Origin of the sequence: Balneola vulgaris DSM 17893 (assembly GCF_000375465.1) — a bacterium.
GTDB lineage: Bacteria > Bacteroidota > Rhodothermia > Balneolales > Balneolaceae > Balneola > Balneola vulgaris.
In genome coordinates, this window is sequence record NZ_AQXH01000001.1 from 1,217,744 (window position 1) to 1,235,879 (window position 18,136).

Consider the following 18,136-nt stretch of genomic DNA (forward strand, 5'->3'; position numbering starts at 1 on the left):
AAGGACATGAAATCTAGATCTTGGGAAATCATTGTTGCAGGGCTTTTTCTTTTTTTTGTTGCAGTATTTATTACCAACAAAAATGATTCAAAAACTCATGATCAGTACACCTTGCAGGAGCCACCTAAACCTCCTATGCCTCCACATATCCCCAACCCTTCATTTACCATAGATGTGGATGATTTTTCCGATGCTCAAAGCATGGAGGAATTCAAAAATTTAGATTCCATGGCGGATCTAGATAAACTCAGAAAGCTTTCAGCACTTATTCCCAAAGAAACCAATGATGAATTAAAAGCAGAGTTCGACAAAGTATTAGCAGAGCTAGAAAAAGAAGACATCAAGATCGAATTTAATTTTGAAGAAGGCTTAATTCGAATCAATAAAGAATATAAAGTTAGAAAAGGTGAGTGGAGCGAAATCTCCTCTGGTGTTTATACTTTTACAGAGGAATTCGACGCTACTACACTTAAAAATGCACGCCTTCTTACTCAAAGCGGGTCGCTTATTATTCAGGGTAAAGATACTGAAAAAGCATCCATCAGTATTAATGCTTCAGGTCAAATCGACAATACAGATTATCTAGACGAGCTTATTCAATCGACAATAATTGTTGAAAAAGAAGCACTAAATATCGACCTCAACTTAAATCAAGGTATTGAGTCTCCTAATATTCAGTTGCAAACCACTTTAACTGTTCCTATTAATACCAACATTACTGGATATACAGCCGGTGGCCATATTGAGATGGACTTCATCTCTGGAAAGCACAACCTTCATACTCTTGGTGGGAATATCAGACTAAAAGATATTGATGGTGTAACGACGGCTTTAACTGAAGGTGGGCGTATTACCTTAAACGACTCGGAAGGCACGATGACCTTAGAATCTTTAGGAGGTCATCTGATAGTTGATAATTTTGCAGGTGCTCTAGTAATGAAAACTACCGGGGGTAATATTAAAGCCACTGAAACTAGAGGGCAGGTTTCGGTAATTTCAGGTGGTGGCCCCATTTTTCTTCAGTTAAATGAGCTAAACGCTGATGTAAATATTGAAAATGGTGCTGGCCAAATTGAATTACATATTCCATTAAACAGTTCAGCAAATCTGGATATTACAGCTACTAAAATTGATCTACATTCTGGCTTCTCATTTTCTGGCGACCGAAAAAAACAGCGATTGGTGGGCAAAATTGCAGACGGTGGGCCAGAAGTAAATATTAAGACTGGATATGGAACTGTTCTTATAAGCCAAAATGACTGAACAAAATAATCGGATCCATACTACAAAAGATGGATCTACTACTCTTTATTCAGAAGCCTTCGATCAATACTACCATAACCCTAATGGGGCTTTATCCGAAAGCAAACAGGTTTTCTTTGAAACCTCTGGGGTGGTGCAATGCATCCAAGACCATCAAGATTTTAATGTGCTTGAAGTAGGCTTTGGAACAGGTCTAAATTTTCTACTTTTACTTAACTATTGTTTAGAAGCTGAATCAACCTCTACCATTCATTTTTACACTGTTGAAGCTTTTCCCATTACTTCTGATACGGCAGCACAATTCGACTTTTCTGATTTAGAACATCACACGTTACTCACTCCTTTGCTAACCGATGTTTTTAAATCTCTAAAAGCGGGAATGAATAGCTTTAAACTACTTCCTGACTTAGATGTGTTTCTTCATGTGTATTATGGCCCATTTAGCCAATTCCAGTTCAATGAAGTAGCAGCTAGTTTCATTTTTCATGATCCATTCTCTCCTGAAGTGAACGATGAATTGTGGACATCCAATACATTTGAGACTTTAAAAAGCTTTTCTGCACCTACATGTACTCTAACTACTTACTGTGCAGCAAGTAAAGCCCGAGCAGCCATGGCTTATGCAGGGTGGTATGTTGCCAAAACCCGAGGTGCTTTGGGAAAGCGAGAAATGACCATCGCCTCTACATCCGAAGATAATCTAGTTCCGTTCAAACGTGTGAATGAGGAGAAACTCATTCAGAGATATAAAGACGGTGATTTCAGCTAAAGCTGATATATCTTAGGTTTCGAATTCCTTCTAAACCAGCGATGTTCTGCACTTCTTGATCTTCCAAGACTTTATCTACATTCAAGGCGGTTATAGCACTCGAGCCTTTTTCAGATCTACCCAATCCTAATGCACCAATATTAATGTTATTTGCAGCTAGTGCCCCACTTACTGAAGCCAACATTCCTGGCACATCTTGGTTCTGATAAAGCAAAATATCTCCTTCTAAACGAAGCTCGATTCCATATTCATTGATCTGAACGATGCGATAATCGTTGCTCCCAAAAACGGCCGCTGAAATACTTTGGTAGTCCGATTCTTTTTCAAAACGAATGGTTACTAAGTCATTAAACGTTTTACCCTTGGCTGTAGTCACTTCTTTGATATTCAATCCACGCTCGTCGGCGTAATAACGTGCATTGATTAGGTTCACGGTATCATCAACATAATTCGAAAGCATACCTTTTAGAATACCATCGGTGAGTACATCTGCGAATCGAGCACAATCTCCTGAGTATTCAAATTCTAAAGTACTTGCATGATTTGGGGATAACTGCATTGCTAGAGTGCCTAATCGCTCTGCTAACTCTAAATATGGCTGTACTTCGGTGTTAGTAAGCAAAGCTATAGACTTGCCATTAATGCTTCCTTTATAATTCTTATTTTCAAGCGCATCTGTAATCTGTGAAGCTATTTGTTCGGCTACTTTTTCCTGAGCTTCTTCTGTTGAAGCACCTAAGTGCGGTGTACAAATAATAGATGGATGCTTTAAGTATGTATACACTTCCTCAGTTGGTGGTTCTTGTGTATATACGTCAAGGGCTACACCTCCTAGAACTCCAATGTCTAACAGTTTTGGTAAGTCTTCTTCAGTGAAGATTCCTCCACGAGCACAATTAACTAGTTTCATCCCTTTTTTAATACGGTCAGCATTTACAAGTGAAACCAGCCCCCTCGTTTTTTCTGTAAGCGGAGTATGAACCGTTAAGAAGTCAGCTTGCCCAAGTAGTTCATCTAATTCAACTAATTTGGCTCCAATTTCATTGGCATGTTCATGGGTTGAAAAAGGATCATAGGCTATGATTTCCATACCAAATGCAATCATTCTTCGAGCAACTTCCGATCCAATTTTACCTAGACCAACAATCCCCAAGGTTTTTCCATGCACCTCAGTGCCCATGTACTTCTTACGATCCCAACCTCCCGCTTTTACCGTTGCTACAGCTGTAGGAATATTTCGGGCCAATGCTATAAGCATTCCACACGTATGTTCTGCTGTAGAAATGGTGTTACCATCGGGAGTATTCATTACAAGAATACCCTTCGATGTAGCAGCTTTGATATCGATGTTATCAACACCCACGCCTGCCCTACCAATTACCTTTAGATTTGTAGCGTGATTGAGTAAATCTGCAGTGATGGTAGTTGCACTTCGTACTACCATGGCGTCGTATTCACCGATACATGCCTTTAACTCATCCTCCGTTAATTTACCGGGCTGATGAGCGTCTACCCCTCGTTGATTAAATATATTTCCGCAAATTGGGTCTACATTATCGAGGAGTAGAACTTTATATGACATAGTTTTTATTCTTTTGGGTCGATGAATTCTGTGATGAGTTTTTGAATCTCGGGAATACCTTTTCGGCTGCTGGCTGAATATGCAATGATTGGAACTTCAATGTTCATTTCAGCTAAAATGTTTTTCACTTTTTTTCGAGATTGGGCCAATTTATTATTCGAAAGCTTATCCCCTTTGGAAAGGAGTACGCAAAATGGCATCTCGTTTGAAGCCAGCCAATAGAAAAAATCTTGATCTAGGGCAGTTGGTTCGTGCCTTGCGTCTACCACATGTATAACAAGGTGAAGTGTTTCTCGCTCCGTTAGGTATTTACGGATATTCCTCCCCCAACGTTCGCGCTCTTTCTGAGGCACTTTAGCGTACCCGTAGCCTGGCAAATCAACAAAATAACAATCATCACCAATGCGGTAATAATTCATCTGTTGGGTTTTACCCGGCACATTAGACGTACGAGCTATATTCTTACGATTTACAATCGCATTGATAAGCGAAGACTTCCCAACATTCGACCGTCCCGCAAAACATACTTCGGGTAGATCGGCTTTTGGGCACTCTTCAATTTTAGTGGCACTAGTTACAAAAGTAGCTTTGCCATTAAACAAGTTCATTTTCTTCTTTTTCTACACCAAAATTAACGGGTACAGGATAGTTACCTGTAAAGCATGCCGTACAGTAGTCATTTTCAGAAACATTCGCTTCCTTTACAGCATTTACAAGCCCATCGGCAGAGAGATATCTTAAGCTATCAACACCGATTTCTTCAGCGATTTTTTCCACATTCCGATCAAACTTATTCGCTATTAACTCTTCAGGAGTTGGGAAATCCATCCCGTAATAACATGGACTGATAATAGGTGGTGAACTTACTAAGAAATGAATTTCTGCCGGGTTACATGCACGAATCATATCCACTAAGTAACGGGAAGTTGTACCGCGAACAATAGAATCATCAACGATGATAACAGAACGGCCTTCAATTACCCCACGAACTGGATTAAACTTGGTGCGAACTTTCTGCTCTCTAGATTTTTGTCCGGGAGAAATAAAGGTACGGCCAACATAATGATTACGGATTAAGCCGATATCATACTTACATTCCTTGCCCATTTTTAAGTTCTCGTTGGCATAACCAATGGCCGCTGTATTACTCGAATCCGGAACGGAAATAACAACCGGTTTTTTATCGGCATCCATGTTGGAAACTACTTCATCAATTGGGTGCTCTTTGGCTAAAGCTTTACCAAGATTACGACGAATCTTATCTACCATCTCCCCAAAAATCATACTATCTGGGCGCGAGAAGTATACATATTCAAAAATACACTGACTTGTTTGGGTACCTGCTTTAGGCTCTATGAAATACGATTTCACTTCCCCTTTCTCGGTAGCTTCTTTATCAATTACTACAACTTCACCTGGCTCGATATCACGAATGTATTCAGCGTCGTTGATATCAAAGGCACACGTTTCACTAGCTACACAGAACTTACCATCTTTCTTGCCCAAGGCTAATGGTCTGAAACCATTTGGGTCGCGAACTGCAATCAATTTATCATCGGTAAGAAGCACTAAACAGTATGCACCTTCAATTTGATGAAGAGCATCCATGATCTGCCCCATCTGATCTTGTTTGATACTATGCGATATCAAATGAAGAATGAGCTCTGTATCGGAGGTACTTTGGAAAATCACCCCTTCTTTTCTAAAGCGATCACGAATTTGCTTAGCATTTGAGAGGTTCCCATTGTGACCAATGGCGATGTTCCCACTACGATAATGAACTCTAAATGGCTGGATATTCGCTGGGTTTTTTGAAGAACCCGAAGTTGAATAACGATTGTGACCAATAGCTGAACGACCTTTTAAAATCTTGTTCATGATTTTTGGCTTGTTGAATACATTCAACACAAGTCCAAAATCTTTGTATGAAGGCATGATATTTCTGCCTTTTTCTTCGTCGTAGTAGCTAGTTACAATTCCAGCCGATTCTTGGCCGCGGTGTTGTAGAGAGTGCAGACCATAGTACGTGGCAAGGGCTGCTTCAGGATGATCAAAGATCCCAAAAATGCCACAATACTCGCGAGGTTTATCGCTCATTAATAATGCTCCGAATTTGATTGATTCTTGAAGTGTACTAAGATAACAAATGATAATCGGAATTTTGAATTAGATATGGTTTAAACAAAACTTCTTGATGTATTTTTTCAAACATAGATTTTAAGGCCTATTTCTTAAAGCTATATTTCCTATTAATGAGGCAACTAACTATACTTGACGAAAATTTAAAAGTGTGGATTTATGGCAACAAATGTAGCAGCACCTGCTTCTTCAACTTGGTATAACACCAATTGGATTATTGATAAAAAGACCGACTTAATTTGGTTTATAGGTGGTGCCTTAGGCGGGTACTTACTCATGTTTATGTATGCCGGGCTAGGCTGGGATATGGTAACTATTTGGTTTTTCTGGGTAGCATTTATCGACAGCCCCCACTTCTTTGGAACTTATAGCCGCACTTATCTAGACAAGCAAGAATTCAAACAACGTAAGAAGTTGTTGCTTTGGAGTTTACTGTGGTTCCTAGCAGGCCCTATTGCTATCCTCTCTGCTTATTTGCTGTACAACAATGGCTCTGCTAACTATGAGACCCCATGGATTCTTTTTACTACCCTATTTGGGTTATGGGCTTACTGGCACGTAGTTCGTCAACATTATGGCTTTCTAGCTCTGTATAAGAAAAAGAATAAAGAAGACGTTAAATGGGATTACTACCTAGACTCTTCTCTTCTTTACACAGGGTTGTTACTCCCATTTGTAGTATTTATCGTTCGATTTCCAGAAACGAACACCCTTATTGCTCCCGTTTTAACTTCCATTGAAAGCACACTTGGGATTTCAGCAGTTCAACTAGTATCGGTAACTACACTCTCTATTATTGGCACCTTAGCCATCGTGTATATCGTGCGTCAGGTAGTACTTGTGCGCCAAGGTAAACATGTAAGCTTACCAAAAGCATTGTTCTTATTAGCTGTTATACCCTTGCATATTTTTATCTGCTATTCGGATGCGGTATTAACAGCAGGCTTACTTGGATTCGGTGCTTTCGTAACCATCTTTCATGATTTACAATACCATGCAATTGTGTGGTTCCATCACAAAAACAGATACAAGAAAAGCAAAGACCCAAGTAAGTTTGGTTGGTCGGCTAAACTTACCAAATCGCTCCCACGCTATATCCTAACCGCGGTTGCTATGGGGGTCATCTTCCGAGTTATTGGTTGTACCTTTGAAGTACACCCGGGCTGCATCCCCGTTATGATTACCAGTAAAAAAATGATGTTTGCTGACTTTGGAACCGATCGATTACTGCAAGCACTATTATTAGGCTTTGCACTTCATCATTATTTCTTAGATCAGTTTATTTGGAGAACAAGCAAAGACAAAGAGCTTGCCAAAGATCTTAAGATTAATGATTAAGAGCTTTTTGGAAGTTTAATAATGAATGTACTGCCTTCGTTTTCTTTTGATTCGAAAGTCAAACTTCCATTCATACGTTCAACAAATTCTTTACAGATACTAAGCCCGAAGCCACTCCCTTTTTCTTGAGCAGTTCCTCTTCGGGTTTCTGAAAAGGGTTTGAATAAAGTGTCTCTCATGCTTTCTGGAATCCCTATTCCCGTGTCTTTGATGCTGAATCTAACCATATTATCATCCTCAGAGTCCTCAATGGATTGAATAAATATATTCCCTCCCTTTGGGGTAAACTTAATCGCATTCGTGATTAAATTACGTACCACCAATCGTAATGCGTTGCTATCTGCAAGTGCATTTGTAACGGTATATTGTTGATGTACTTCTATATTCTTGGCTTCAATTTGAAGAGAGTGATTATCAATAACTCCTTCCACTACCGGCTGAATATTTATGTTGTCGATGGAAAGTTTAACACCACTTAATTGTTCACGTGCCCATGCGAGCAAGTTCTCCATCGTATCCACATTCTTCCGCATAGTAGGCTCAATATTCTTCACCAAATCCTTAATCTCTGATAAGGTGAGATGATCAGAGTTAATGAGATAAAGCAACCCTTGCATGGACGATAATGGAGAGCGGAGATCATGAGAAATGATGGCAAAAAGCTTGTCTTTCGTTTTACTTACTTGTTCAAGCTCCTCTTTTTGATTCTGTAGTTGAGCATTCAACTCTTCCATTTTTCGAGTAGCTCTATAACTCTGAATCAGAAGTATAAAAATGAGCGCAATCACAATAGATGCCGCTAAAATCAATATAAATTGTATTTCTAAACGAGCCTCTTGTTCATGCTGTTTTTCCTCAAGCAGTCGATTTAACTCTGTTTGCCGATCTAACTCCAGCTCACTTCTAAATTCCGCAATTTTACTATTCGACTCTACTTCCTTAAGGCTATCATTTACATGAACAAACTCTTCATAAACAACCAATGCTTCATTATAAGCCCCATTTAATTTATATGACTCATATAAATACTCTCTTGCATCTTGAATCATTGGCAAACTGCCTATCATTTCAGCTTGTACATAAGCTTTTTTGAGCCAATCAATCGCTTTTGGGTAATCTTTTTGAAAGAAATATAGCTGGCCCAAGCCAAATTGATTGAAGTAGATCCCTTGTGGAATATTTAATGTAACACAATACTCTAACGATTCACTTAAATACTCATAGGCCTGATCATATTCGCCCATATCTACATATAGCTTTCCCATATTGAATAGAATCTGATAGGGCGGGATATTTTGGCGGACCTTTTTATGAAGCTCCAATGCTTCTTTGTACAAGGATTCTGCTTCCGAATATTCTTCTTGACCTGTTTTAGCATTGGCCAGGTTCATCAAGATGCGTAATCGCTCGCTATCAAGTTCTTTTTCTTCAACGAGAGTTAGCGCTCTTTCTAGGTAAAAGACCGCTTTATCAAATTCTTTAAAGTTTGTATAGCTATCACCGAGGTTGTTTAACCCAATGATCAAAATGAGTGTATCTCCTGATTGTTCAGCAAAGCGTAACGAAGATAAATAGCTTTCGAATCCAGAAATTCTATCCCCTATTTTCATATAGGAAGAAGCTCTGTTCATCGTGATTCCTGCTCCCATTCTATCTCTACTTTCAGCAGGTACGCGATCTAAATATTTCTCAGCTTGATTGAAAGCGTTAATAGCCTCAATGTTATTCTCTCTATAATTATAGGCTACCGCTTCAAAATTATGCATCCTTGCGCGGTACTTACTTTCAGGATGTGTAAGGATAAGATGTTGGATAAGGGTTTCAGCAGAATCGAGTAGTTTTTCTGTGAGGTAGGCATCAACTAAAGTCAATTCAGACCTTACAATACCATCATCGAAATCAATCTCTATAGAAATGGATTTTGCTTCTCTAGCCTTCTGCTTGGCTAGTTCTATATTCCCTTTATTAATCTCATTGGATAACTCATCCAATAAATTCACTACATACGATGTATCTAGCGAAGCATTGTGCTTCACTGATTGTGCCATTATCCCTGTTGAAATGAACACGTACAGCAATACCACGAATGCAATTCGTAGCACTTTCCTCATTATTTTCCCCTTAGCTTTTTTGAAACCTATGTAATAATAAGGATTATCGTTTAATACTCATCATTCATTAATAGAATGTCTTATTTCTTATCTAAATATTACAACTCCATAAAAAAAGCCCTCCAGAACTTCTGAAGGGCTTTTATAATTGAGTAAATACAGGAGCTTAGTTTTTTAAACTTGCTTCTAATTCAATATTCACCGCTTTTAATGCGCGCGAAACTGGGCAAGCATCTTTAGTTGCTTCTGCAATTTTCTGAAACTCCGACTCATCCATGCCTGGCACATCGGCAACGGCAGTCAACTTGATTGTACTTATGGTTGGTGCACCATCAACTGTTTCTAGTGTAACTACCGCTTTAGTATCTACACTATTTGATTCATGGCCTGCCGAATGAAGTTCATTTGATAGAGCCATCGAATAACAACCTGCATGTGCAGCACCAATCAACTCTTCTGGGTTCGTTCCTTCCCCTTGCTCAAAACGAGAGGCAAAAGTATAGGAGCTTTCGAATGCTCCACTTTCTACTTCTACAGTTCCATTTCCACTTTTAAGATCTCCGTTCCAAACGGCGGATGCTTTTTTATCTGGCATAATTTCCTCTTTTAAATTTTTGGTTATTCTGTGGTCTTAACAAAGTCCTATGCTTTGTCATTCAATACATTGCTTACATTCTTGTAAAAGGTATTAATTCTCTTCGTGATATCGAGATATATGGACGATTCCGAATATTGGTCCGAATACTAATATCCAGAATATATACGGACTTTGTGTAGACGTCCACAGTGAATTGATAATTTGAATGCTCACAATAGTTAAGGCGAAACCAATACTGTTCACAATGGTTAAACCGGTTGCTACATAAGCGGGATTTGAAGATCGAGTAACGAGGGTCGAAAACTGTGGCGAATCTGGGATGACGAAAATTCCCCATATAAACAGTAGCAGCATAAATAGTATTGGACTTCCGACAAATGTGAAGGGGATTAGAAAGCCACACAATCCAGACACCACTAGTGATATCAATGCTACTTTTCTACTTCCAAAGCGATAGGCAAAATAACCACCAATGGCACAACTCACGGCTCCTACTCCAATTATTAAAAAAGAATACAGAGATATTGACCATTCTACTTCGGAATGAAGTTGTATGTAAGCCATCAATAATACAGGAATAAATGCCCAAAAAGCATACAATTCCCACATATGCCCAAAGTATCCAAATGCTGCAGAGCGGAAGTTTTTATCTTTGAATGCTTCAAATAACACTTTTGGTGTAAACACCCCGCCTGTACTTCTAAAAGGTCCATTTGGTACGGTTAGGAATAGCAATATCCCTCCTAATGATGCAAGAATAGAGGTTCCAGCCATTACAAACTTCCAAGGCCAGTCACTACCCAGAAACTTTAATAAATGAGGGAAAGCGGTACCTAACACTAATGCCCCTACAAGATAACCCAATGCTTTTCCTAGACCCTTCACATGCCAATCAGCAGCAATTTTCATCCCCACTGGATAGATACCAGCTAAGAAAAATCCTGTGAGTACTCTTGCCGTAATTACTTCAGAAACACCTGTTGCCCATATACAGGAAAAATTGGCCAAGGATCCCGCCAGCGCACAAAGTAGAAATACCTTAACCGGTGAAAAACGATCCGCCATATTTAATGCTGCAAAAACCAGCGTGCCCAAAATGAAACCAGCCTGAACTGCCATTGTTATAAATCCTATAAAGGATTGGTCGACCCCTAGTTCAGTGATTAAATCTGGTACCACCACGTTCCCTGCAAACCATAAGGAAGTCCCCGCAAATTGTGCTATAACGATTACAGGTAAAATGTGGGAGGGGATTCTTTTTTCCATAGCGCCAAAGAAACGAAGAGAAGATGTGAGATGCTATGGTGTAATGATCTTATTTCCTTTCCACTCATCGGTTTCTTAAATGCCACATAGCTCCATCGAGCGGATTGCCCGTCCGATGGATGACCGAGCTACCAGATGAATTCAAAGCAACAAAGACCCACCATCGATCCGATGGGCAATGCATCGGATTGTACTTAGCTAGATTCGGAAGAATGCTTAACTCCCCTCTGGAAGGCCGGGGAACCCCATCGGGCGGATTACCCGTCCGATGGATGAACGAGCTACCAGATGAATTCAAAGAATCTAAGCCTCCATCATCGATCCGATGGGCGATCCATTGGATCATGCTAGCTGAATTCGAATAAAAGCCTAACTCCCCTCTGGAAGGCCAGGGAACCCCATCGGGCGGATTGCCCGTCCGATGGATGACCGAGCTACAAACTAAATTCAAAGCAACAATGCCCACACCCATCGGATCGGCCATTGCTCGCCGAAAAAATAAAACCCATAAAAAAAGCCCCTTAGATAAATCTAAGAGGCTTGAAAATGAGCGAGAAACGAGACTCGAACTCGCGACCCCAACCTTGGCAAGGTTGTGCTCTACCAACTGAGCTATTCTCGCTTTTCAGTAAATTTCCTTCCGTTCCCGAAAGGGCCACAAATATACGACCAAATCAGATTATATATCAACCCTTTTTACAAAGAAATTTCTTTTATCGACCCAAGTAGCTTTCCAAGGAACTTATTGCCATAAATTCGCTCCACATGATTCATATCTGCTATAATTACTAATAGCTGTTTACTACGTGAAAAAGCTACATTTAACAATCGTGGAACACTTAAGCCGTTCTTCGTTTCATCAAAAGGGCGAACGGAATAATGCCTTAGGCTTCCATTTTGTAATTCACCACTCATCACAGTATCAAAGATAATTACTTCCTTCTCTCGTCCTTGAAAGGTGTGAATGGTACCTACTTCTACATAACGATAGCCTTCTTCCCGCAAATGATTGCGCACAGTATACACACTACTGCGGAAGGGAACTATCACCCCAATACTGTCGTCGGCATACTTTAGAGTGAGTTTTCGTACGCTTTGCTCAATCAATTTAAGGTGCACATGATTACTTGGTTTAAAGCCACGCTCTGTTTGATCTTGCTCTATATGTGGTCCATACTTCGATGAGTCTACCAAAGCCACCGAACTACTTCCCTTTCCTTGTTCTTCGATGATCGCACCATTTTTCAAACGGCCATCATAAAAAACAGAACTGATTACCCCAGCGAGGTCGGAACGAAGGCGATATTGAGTATCAAAAAAACAGGTAAAGTCAGGGTGATCATCATGCCATTCAAATAACTGCTCGGTCGTTTCGGCCCCTGATACAAAACTGAATATGTCTTGTTCGAGAAAAGCCCGAGCATCCGGATCGTTATTGAGTGCAATGGGTGGCAACTGCATAGGATCGCCTGCAATGATCAGATGTTTCTTACTCTTGGCTGCCATCAGTAATAAATACGGGATGCCTGCCATTGAAGCCTCATCCACTACTACTGCATCATAGCTGATATTAAAAAACAGCTCCGAGGTGCATACTTTGGCCATCGTGGTTGCTACCAATTGCTTTTTCTTTAGCTCGTAACGTTCATTGAGACTGAGCAGTCGATCGATTTTATCTTGTAGAACTTCTACTCCACCTTCTCGATCCACTTTTTCACCCAATAGCTGGCATTGTAGATCCAATGATTGCGGTACTTCTTCACCGTCCACCATCATCTCATCTATCTTTTCTTGAAGGGCATTGTATTGATCTAAAGTTGTACTTAATTCAATGGCTTGGGCTTTCTTGCTATCTAGCTTCTTCTTCACCTGATGCTCAAACAACAACGACTCCAAACGGTCATCCTCAAGAGCTGCATCTCCAAATCGAGTTGTTTGCTGTAAGTCAAAATCAGGATCAATTTCCTCTAGTGCCTGCACGGTATTTATCAAACCAACATCCACCGCTCGATTGGTATTAGAAACAAATAATACCCGCTTTTCTTGCTTCAATAAGTTTGCGGTAATAAACCCCAAAGTGGCCGTTTTACCAGTACCTGGAGGTCCCCACACGTACAATATGTTATTTTCAACGGCTTTTTGAATCGCTTCTGTTTGGGAAGCATTTCGAATACCATCCGTGCTTATAGCTTGATCCGACGACTTCATTTCGAAACTATGAGCGGGTTTCAAAAGTGCTTCAAGTTGTGGGACTTCTTTGGCCTTATCCTCTAAAGTCATTAAATGCTCTTCCATCTTCTTGAGCACAAAATCATTCTCCCATTCCAGATACACTTCATCGATAGCTGCGCCACAATCTTCAGGGAATTCCAACCAAATTTTCCCGTCTTTAAATTCCAGCTCCGTCACTTTGAGTTCTTTGCTATCTAACTTCGCTCGAATCTCTTCTGCGAAACGCAGTCCGTGGTTATTCGTCTCAAACACATATACGTAATGTGAGCCTTTGCTTTCTCTGGCTCCATTCATGAGCACATCATTAGACGGGGTTTCCCTAACTGCTTCAATCTCTTTCTGAATGGCCGAAATGGCTTTGGATATCGTTTTCTTAATCTTCAATGAATTCTCTTTTCAACGGTAAAACCGCTTATCAATCTTTCTATTATTGATCCCACAACTCAGCGCGGATCATTTCTGCACTTCGATCAGCTAATCTATAATCTAATCGAATTCTATTTTTTATAGGTACCTTTTGCTCCACGAGCCGAGCACTCCCTTGGGTATAGAGAATTAAATCGGTATCTCTAACGAATAATGGTAGTGAGCGCCCGTAAATACTTCCAGCAACAAAGGACCCTTCGAATGGAATAGATTGCTTTAATTCGTTTATGATTTTGGGAATACTTTCTTCATCAGCGGTAACTAAGCCGATAGTTTGAATTCCTGCTTGTTCACTAATTTGGTAAAGGATCTCAGGGTCGTACATATACACAATGGGTATAATCATTATGGACTCTGACAGACTTCGAAATTGATGCACAAACTTTATAGGTACAAATAGCGCATCGTACTTAGCAGCATTATCATACTCGTCTAAAGAAAGTGTTTTACTTTTAACACCGATTTGTTTTTTGATAGCACTGGAAAGCATCGATGCCATTTCATTATTCTCACCCACACTTGCACACGATTGAATACGATCAGGCCATTCCATAAAGTCCAATTGCTCTTGAAATAGGATCTCTATTTCTGCATCATCTAGGCCATAACCTACCAATTCTTCAACGAGCGATTGTATTTTCTCTCCACCAATTTCCAAACGCTGTGCCTTATCAAGCATAGGAGATTGACGATTCACTACAAATCCGCGGCCAGGCTCACTAGTTATGAGTCCTTCATCTGCGAGTACGTGATAGGCTTTTCGAACGGTATGAAAACTCGCTTCTAGCTGTTGTCCCAACTCTCGAGTAGATGGCAATACCTCTCCTACCTGAAATTGCTTAGTGGCAATCATCAGTCGAATTCGATCCGCTATATACTTGGCAGATGTTTTCAAAGCCTCACTCCTAAAAACACAATTTTATAATCTCAATAAAAGTAATCATGCTACTTATTTTTGTAATAAAAACTATTCTTTGAAAAGTTAGTCATCCCCTCTCTAGAGGGGTTGGGGGTGTGTCAACCTTGTTTAATTTCTCAAATTCTATCACATACTCCTCAATGGCTCTTAAAGCATCTCTATTTTCAGGATATATATCAGAATCCTGAAACCTTAGTACTGCTATTCCAATGCTATTTAGAAATTCTTCATTTTGTCGATCTTTAATTTGGGCTGATTCCTGATTATGAGACACACCATCAACTTCAATGGCCAGCATTAATTCCTGACAAAAGAAATCAACTATATAATTCCCAATCGGTTTTTGGCGATGAAAATCATACCCAAAACATTGTTTACCGCTCAGAGAATGCCATAGAACTCGTTCAGCTTTAGTAGCATTATTACGAAGTTTTCTAGCAAGTTCTTTAAGCGCCGGGTTATATGGTATTATCTTTCTTCTTGGCATTCTAGCTTAATATAGCTTGTTATCAACTTCTGACACACCCCTAAATCCCCTCTCTAGAGGGGACTAAAAACAAAGTGATTAATGAAGGTTGTAATTAGAAATATCATAGTAAGTGGAATGATCTTATCATTGATTTTCGGAATTACTCAGATGGTTCAATTACAAAATGCAGTAGGCAATCCACCTTGGGGTTTCATGTTCTATTGATATTAGCTTTGATAAAGCATTTAAAAAAGTCCCCTCTAGAGAGGGGATTTAGGGGTGTGTTAATTCTTGATTCTGTTTCAGTGGTCTACAAGTTTTTTCAACTCTGTTAAAAGCATCAACGCTTCAATAGGAGTCATTCTATTTGGGTCGGTCGCTTCAAGTTTATTAAGAACCGTTTCTAGCCTCGGATCTACATGAGTGGCAAATAAATTCATTTGCTCCACTTCGTCCTGTTTTTCGATTTTTGAAGATAGATTTTCAGCCGCCGCTTTTTTATTACCAGCCTGTTCTTCAATCGCGCCATTTTTATTGGTGATATCTAAACTGTGGCTTTCCAAATTCTTGAGAATCACTTTAGCTCTATCAATCACCATTGCAGGTAAACCAGCCATATTTGCAACTTGAATCCCATAACTATGATCGGCACCCCCTCTAACTAGCTTACGTAGAAAGATCACTTTCCCTTCATGTTCTTTGACCTGAACATTGAAATTTTTGATGCGATCGTACATTTGCTCCAACTCATTCAACTCGTGATAATGCGTAGCAAATAGCGTCTTTGCGGCTACCGATGATTGATTATGTAAATACTCAGCCAGCGACCATGCGATACTTAATCCATCAAAAGTACTCGTGCCTCGCCCTACTTCATCTAAAAGGATTAGAGACCTTGGAGTGGCATTATTTAAGATATTCGCCGCTTCATTCATTTCAACAAGAAACGTACTTTCGCCTGCCGCCAGATTATCTGAAGCTCCCACTCTAGTAAATATCTTATCCACCATTCCAATAATTGCTGATTCAGCAGGCACAAAACTTCCCACCTGAGCCATCAATACAATCAGACCTGTTTGACGTAAGATGATAGATTTACCCGCCATATTCGGCCCAGTAATAATCATGATCTGCTGATCACCATTACTCAATTGAATATCATTTGGGATAAATGGTTCACCAAGAGGGAGTGACTTTTCTACTACAGGGTGCCGACCTTTTACAATGTCTATTTCCTCCGAGTCACGAACATCCGGCTTGGCATAGTTATTCTTAAAAGCTACTTCAGCAAAACATTGAATACAGTCAATTTCGGCTAGTGCATGAGCAATCTGTTGTATTTCATCAGCAAACTCAGCTACATACAATCGAACCTCTTCAAAAAGCTCAAACTCTAAAGTTTTACTACGCTCTTCCGCTGATAATACTTTCTCTTCAACTTCCTTTAGTTCAGGAGTAATGTAACGCTCGGCATTTACTAGTGTCTGCTTTCGAATAAAATGCTCTGGTACTTTATCCTTATGGGAATTGGTTACTTCAATGTAATAGCCAAATACCTTGTTATACCCAATTTTTAGTGATGGTATTCCGGACTCTTCAGACAGTTTATCCTTTATCTGAGCTATATACTTTTTGCCATTTCTTGCAATATCACGGAGCTCATCTAATTCTTGATTGAAACCCTCTCGAATCATGTTACCATCACGAATGCTAGCAGGAGGCTCATCATTTAACGCTTTGTGAATGCGTTCTTGTAATTCAATCATCAGCTTCAATCGGCCAGAGATATCCGCTAATAGAGGATCTTCCGTACCTGAAAATAAACTTTTAAGCTTGGGTATTTGAATCAACGACAGCTTTAATTGAACGATATCCCGGGCGTTAGTTCGGCCCATGCAGATTCGAGAAATCAGTCGTTCTAAATCTCCAACTTGATCAAGCTCTTCTCGAAGGTTATTACGGACTTCGTGATTTTTAAAAAGTACGTCTACAGCATCTAAGCGCTGTTGTATAGGTTTCAGTCGTTTCAGCGGACGCATGATCCATCGGCGAAGTAACCTCCCTCCCATGGCCGTGCAAGTGCGATCCATAATTGAGATAAGTGTACCATCAACGCCCCCTTCTTGCAAACTCGCGGTAAGCTCTAAGTTCCTTTTAGTTGCAGGGTCTAGCGACATAAATTCATTGCTCTCGTACGCATAGAGTCTTCTAAGATGACGCAAATATGCCTTTTGAGTATCTCGCATATAGTGCATCAATGAACCTGCAGCCACATGAGCGGTTTTGAGTTCTTCCACTCCAAATCCTTTCAAGGAATGGGTTTTAAAATGATCGGTTAAAATCTTGTAGCCATAGTCCCCTTCATATACCCATTCTTCGATATATGTAATGTTGAAGTGCTTCACTTCATCAGGTAGCTTATTCTTCAGCTTTGTAGTAACTAGAATCTCTGAAGGCTGAATGGATGCTAAGAAACTTGGGAGTGTTTTTTCATGAGTTTCGCTGAGACCAAATTCCCCAGTTGAGATATCCGAGAATGCAATACCAATTCTATCCTTTGCCCAATGGATAGACAGTATGTAGTTATTACGTTTGTGTTCTAATAGCTTTTCAGAAAGTGTGATACCCGGAGTGGTAATTTCGGTGATATCACGATTTACTATTTTACGGCCTGCTTTTTTGGCCTCTTCTGGACTTTCTGTTTGATCACATACCGCTACCTTATACCCTTTCTTAACCAGTTTTGGCAAATAGGTATCTAAGGAATGAAAGGGGAAGCCGGCAAGGGGTGTTTGATCACCCCCGTTGTTTCTTTTTGTGAGTGTAATCCCTAATTCTTTACTTACCAGTTCTGCATCATCAGAAAAGGTCTCATAAAAATCACCAACTCTAAATAATAATATAGTACCCGGATTTTTTTCCTTAATCTCAAAGTACTGTTTCATTAAGGGCGTTTGCTTTTTCGCGGCCATCGGCTTTAATTGAACTAAATGCTAACTTTTTGGATCAATAGTAGCATGGAAC

The 18,136-nt window shown here is 39.9% G+C and carries 14 protein-coding genes and 1 tRNA gene; 4 read left to right on the forward strand and 11 right to left on the reverse strand.

Annotation, left to right across the window (positions count from 1 at the left end; genetic code table 11):
* Positions 1-6: 6 nt before the first annotated feature.
* Positions 7-1,263 carry a DUF4097 family beta strand repeat-containing protein gene (locus tag B155_RS0105245; protein WP_018127198.1) on the forward strand — a complete coding sequence of 419 codons (1,257 nt, stop codon included), beginning with the start codon at positions 7-9 and terminating at the stop codon, positions 1,261-1,263.
* Positions 1,256-2,032, forward strand: coding sequence for a tRNA (5-methylaminomethyl-2-thiouridine)(34)-methyltransferase MnmC2 (gene mnmC2, locus B155_RS0105250; RefSeq protein WP_018127199.1), 777 nt, complete (start codon positions 1,256-1,258; stop codon positions 2,030-2,032). The genes B155_RS0105245 and mnmC2 overlap by 8 nt, the downstream gene beginning before the upstream one ends.
* Here mnmC2 and serA read toward each other — a convergent pair.
* Genes serA through purF form a run of 3 tightly spaced genes read right to left on the reverse strand, consistent with a single transcriptional unit; the run spans position 2,025 to position 5,711 of the window.
* Positions 2,025-3,614 (reverse strand): phosphoglycerate dehydrogenase, encoded by a 1,590-nt coding sequence (gene serA / locus B155_RS0105255; protein ID WP_018127200.1) that lies wholly within the window; start codon positions 3,612-3,614, stop codon positions 2,025-2,027. The genes mnmC2 and serA overlap by 8 nt on opposite strands.
* A gap of 5 nt (positions 3,615-3,619) precedes the next feature.
* Positions 3,620-4,222, reverse strand: coding sequence for a ribosome biogenesis GTP-binding protein YihA/YsxC (yihA, locus tag B155_RS13010; RefSeq protein ID WP_018127201.1), 603 nt, complete (start codon positions 4,220-4,222; stop codon positions 3,620-3,622).
* Positions 4,209-5,711 carry an amidophosphoribosyltransferase gene (gene purF, locus B155_RS0105265; protein ID WP_018127202.1) on the reverse strand — a complete coding sequence of 501 codons (1,503 nt, stop codon included), beginning with the start codon at positions 5,709-5,711 and terminating at the stop codon, positions 4,209-4,211. The genes yihA and purF overlap by 14 nt, the downstream gene beginning before the upstream one ends.
* A 201-nt stretch (positions 5,712-5,912) precedes the next feature.
* Here purF and B155_RS0105270 point away from each other — a divergent pair, with 201 nt between their 5' ends.
* On the forward strand, positions 5,913-7,091 hold the full coding sequence (locus B155_RS0105270; protein ID WP_018127203.1) for a hypothetical protein: 1,179 nt from the start codon (positions 5,913-5,915) through the stop codon (positions 7,089-7,091).
* Here B155_RS0105270 and B155_RS0105275 read toward each other — a convergent pair.
* From B155_RS0105275 to B155_RS0105285, 3 genes are all read right to left on the reverse strand, one after another.
* Positions 7,088-9,202, reverse strand: coding sequence for a tetratricopeptide repeat-containing sensor histidine kinase (locus B155_RS0105275; RefSeq protein WP_083902106.1), 2,115 nt, complete (start codon positions 9,200-9,202; stop codon positions 7,088-7,090). The genes B155_RS0105270 and B155_RS0105275 overlap by 4 nt on opposite strands.
* Before the next feature lie 166 nt (positions 9,203-9,368).
* Entirely contained in the window at positions 9,369-9,797 is a 429-nt protein-coding gene (locus B155_RS0105280) for an OsmC family protein (protein ID WP_018127205.1), read from the reverse strand.
* 93 nt (positions 9,798-9,890) lie between these two features.
* On the reverse strand, positions 9,891-11,066 hold the full coding sequence (locus B155_RS0105285; RefSeq protein ID WP_018127206.1) for an MFS transporter: 1,176 nt from the start codon (positions 11,064-11,066) through the stop codon (positions 9,891-9,893).
* A gap of 119 nt (positions 11,067-11,185) precedes the next feature.
* On the opposite strand from B155_RS0105285, the gene B155_RS0105290 reads away from it, so the two are divergent.
* Positions 11,186-11,431, forward strand: a complete 246-nt coding sequence (locus B155_RS0105290; protein ID WP_018127207.1) for a hypothetical protein — start codon at positions 11,186-11,188, stop codon at positions 11,429-11,431.
* A gap of 184 nt (positions 11,432-11,615) precedes the next feature.
* Here B155_RS0105290 and B155_RS0105295 read toward each other — a convergent pair.
* The 5 genes from B155_RS0105295 to mutS form a co-directional block, all read right to left on the reverse strand.
* Positions 11,616-11,688 (reverse strand) — tRNA-Gly (locus B155_RS0105295).
* Between the two features lie 74 nt (positions 11,689-11,762).
* On the reverse strand, positions 11,763-13,682 hold the full coding sequence (locus B155_RS0105300) for a DEAD/DEAH box helicase (protein WP_018127208.1): 1,920 nt from the start codon (positions 13,680-13,682) through the stop codon (positions 11,763-11,765).
* Positions 13,683-13,725: 43 nt separating this feature from the next.
* Positions 13,726-14,619, reverse strand: a complete 894-nt coding sequence (locus tag B155_RS0105305; RefSeq protein ID WP_018127209.1) for a GntR family transcriptional regulator — start codon at positions 14,617-14,619, stop codon at positions 13,726-13,728.
* A 91-nt stretch (positions 14,620-14,710) separates the two neighbouring features.
* Positions 14,711-15,130, reverse strand: coding sequence for an endonuclease domain-containing protein (locus B155_RS0105310; RefSeq protein WP_018127210.1), 420 nt, complete (start codon positions 15,128-15,130; stop codon positions 14,711-14,713).
* 284 nt (positions 15,131-15,414) lie between these two features.
* Entirely contained in the window at positions 15,415-18,057 is a 2,643-nt protein-coding gene (mutS, locus tag B155_RS0105320) for a DNA mismatch repair protein MutS (protein ID WP_205617754.1), read from the reverse strand.
* Between the last annotated feature and the right edge of the window lie 79 nt (positions 18,058-18,136).

Bases quoted from the DNA above. Each gene is read 5' to 3' on its own strand.
- B155_RS0105245 (WP_018127198.1), top strand. From the start codon at position 7: ATGAAATCTAGATCTTGGGAAATCATTGTTGCAGGGCTTTTTCTTTTT.
- mnmC2 (WP_018127199.1), top strand. From the start codon at position 1,256: ATGACTGAACAAAATAATCGGATCCATACTACAAAAGATGGATCTACT.
- serA (WP_018127200.1), bottom strand. From the start codon at position 3,614: ATGTCATATAAAGTTCTACTCCTCGATAATGTAGACCCAATTTGCGGA.
- yihA (WP_018127201.1), bottom strand. From the start codon at position 4,222: ATGAACTTGTTTAATGGCAAAGCTACTTTTGTAACTAGTGCCACTAAA.
- purF (WP_018127202.1), bottom strand. From the start codon at position 5,711: ATGAGCGATAAACCTCGCGAGTATTGTGGCATTTTTGGGATCTTTGAT.
- B155_RS0105270 (WP_018127203.1), top strand. From the start codon at position 5,913: ATGGCAACAAATGTAGCAGCACCTGCTTCTTCAACTTGGTATAACACC.
- B155_RS0105275 (WP_083902106.1), bottom strand. From the start codon at position 9,202: ATGAGGAAAGTGCTACGAATTGCATTCGTGGTATTGCTGTACGTGTTC.
- B155_RS0105280 (WP_018127205.1), bottom strand. From the start codon at position 9,797: ATGCCAGATAAAAAAGCATCCGCCGTTTGGAACGGAGATCTTAAAAGT.
- B155_RS0105285 (WP_018127206.1), bottom strand. From the start codon at position 11,066: ATGGAAAAAAGAATCCCCTCCCACATTTTACCTGTAATCGTTATAGCA.
- B155_RS0105290 (WP_018127207.1), top strand. From the start codon at position 11,186: ATGACCGAGCTACCAGATGAATTCAAAGCAACAAAGACCCACCATCGA.
- B155_RS0105310 (WP_018127210.1), bottom strand. From the start codon at position 15,130: ATGCCAAGAAGAAAGATAATACCATATAACCCGGCGCTTAAAGAACTT.
- mutS (WP_205617754.1), bottom strand. From the start codon at position 18,057: ATGAAACAGTACTTTGAGATTAAGGAAAAAAATCCGGGTACTATATTA.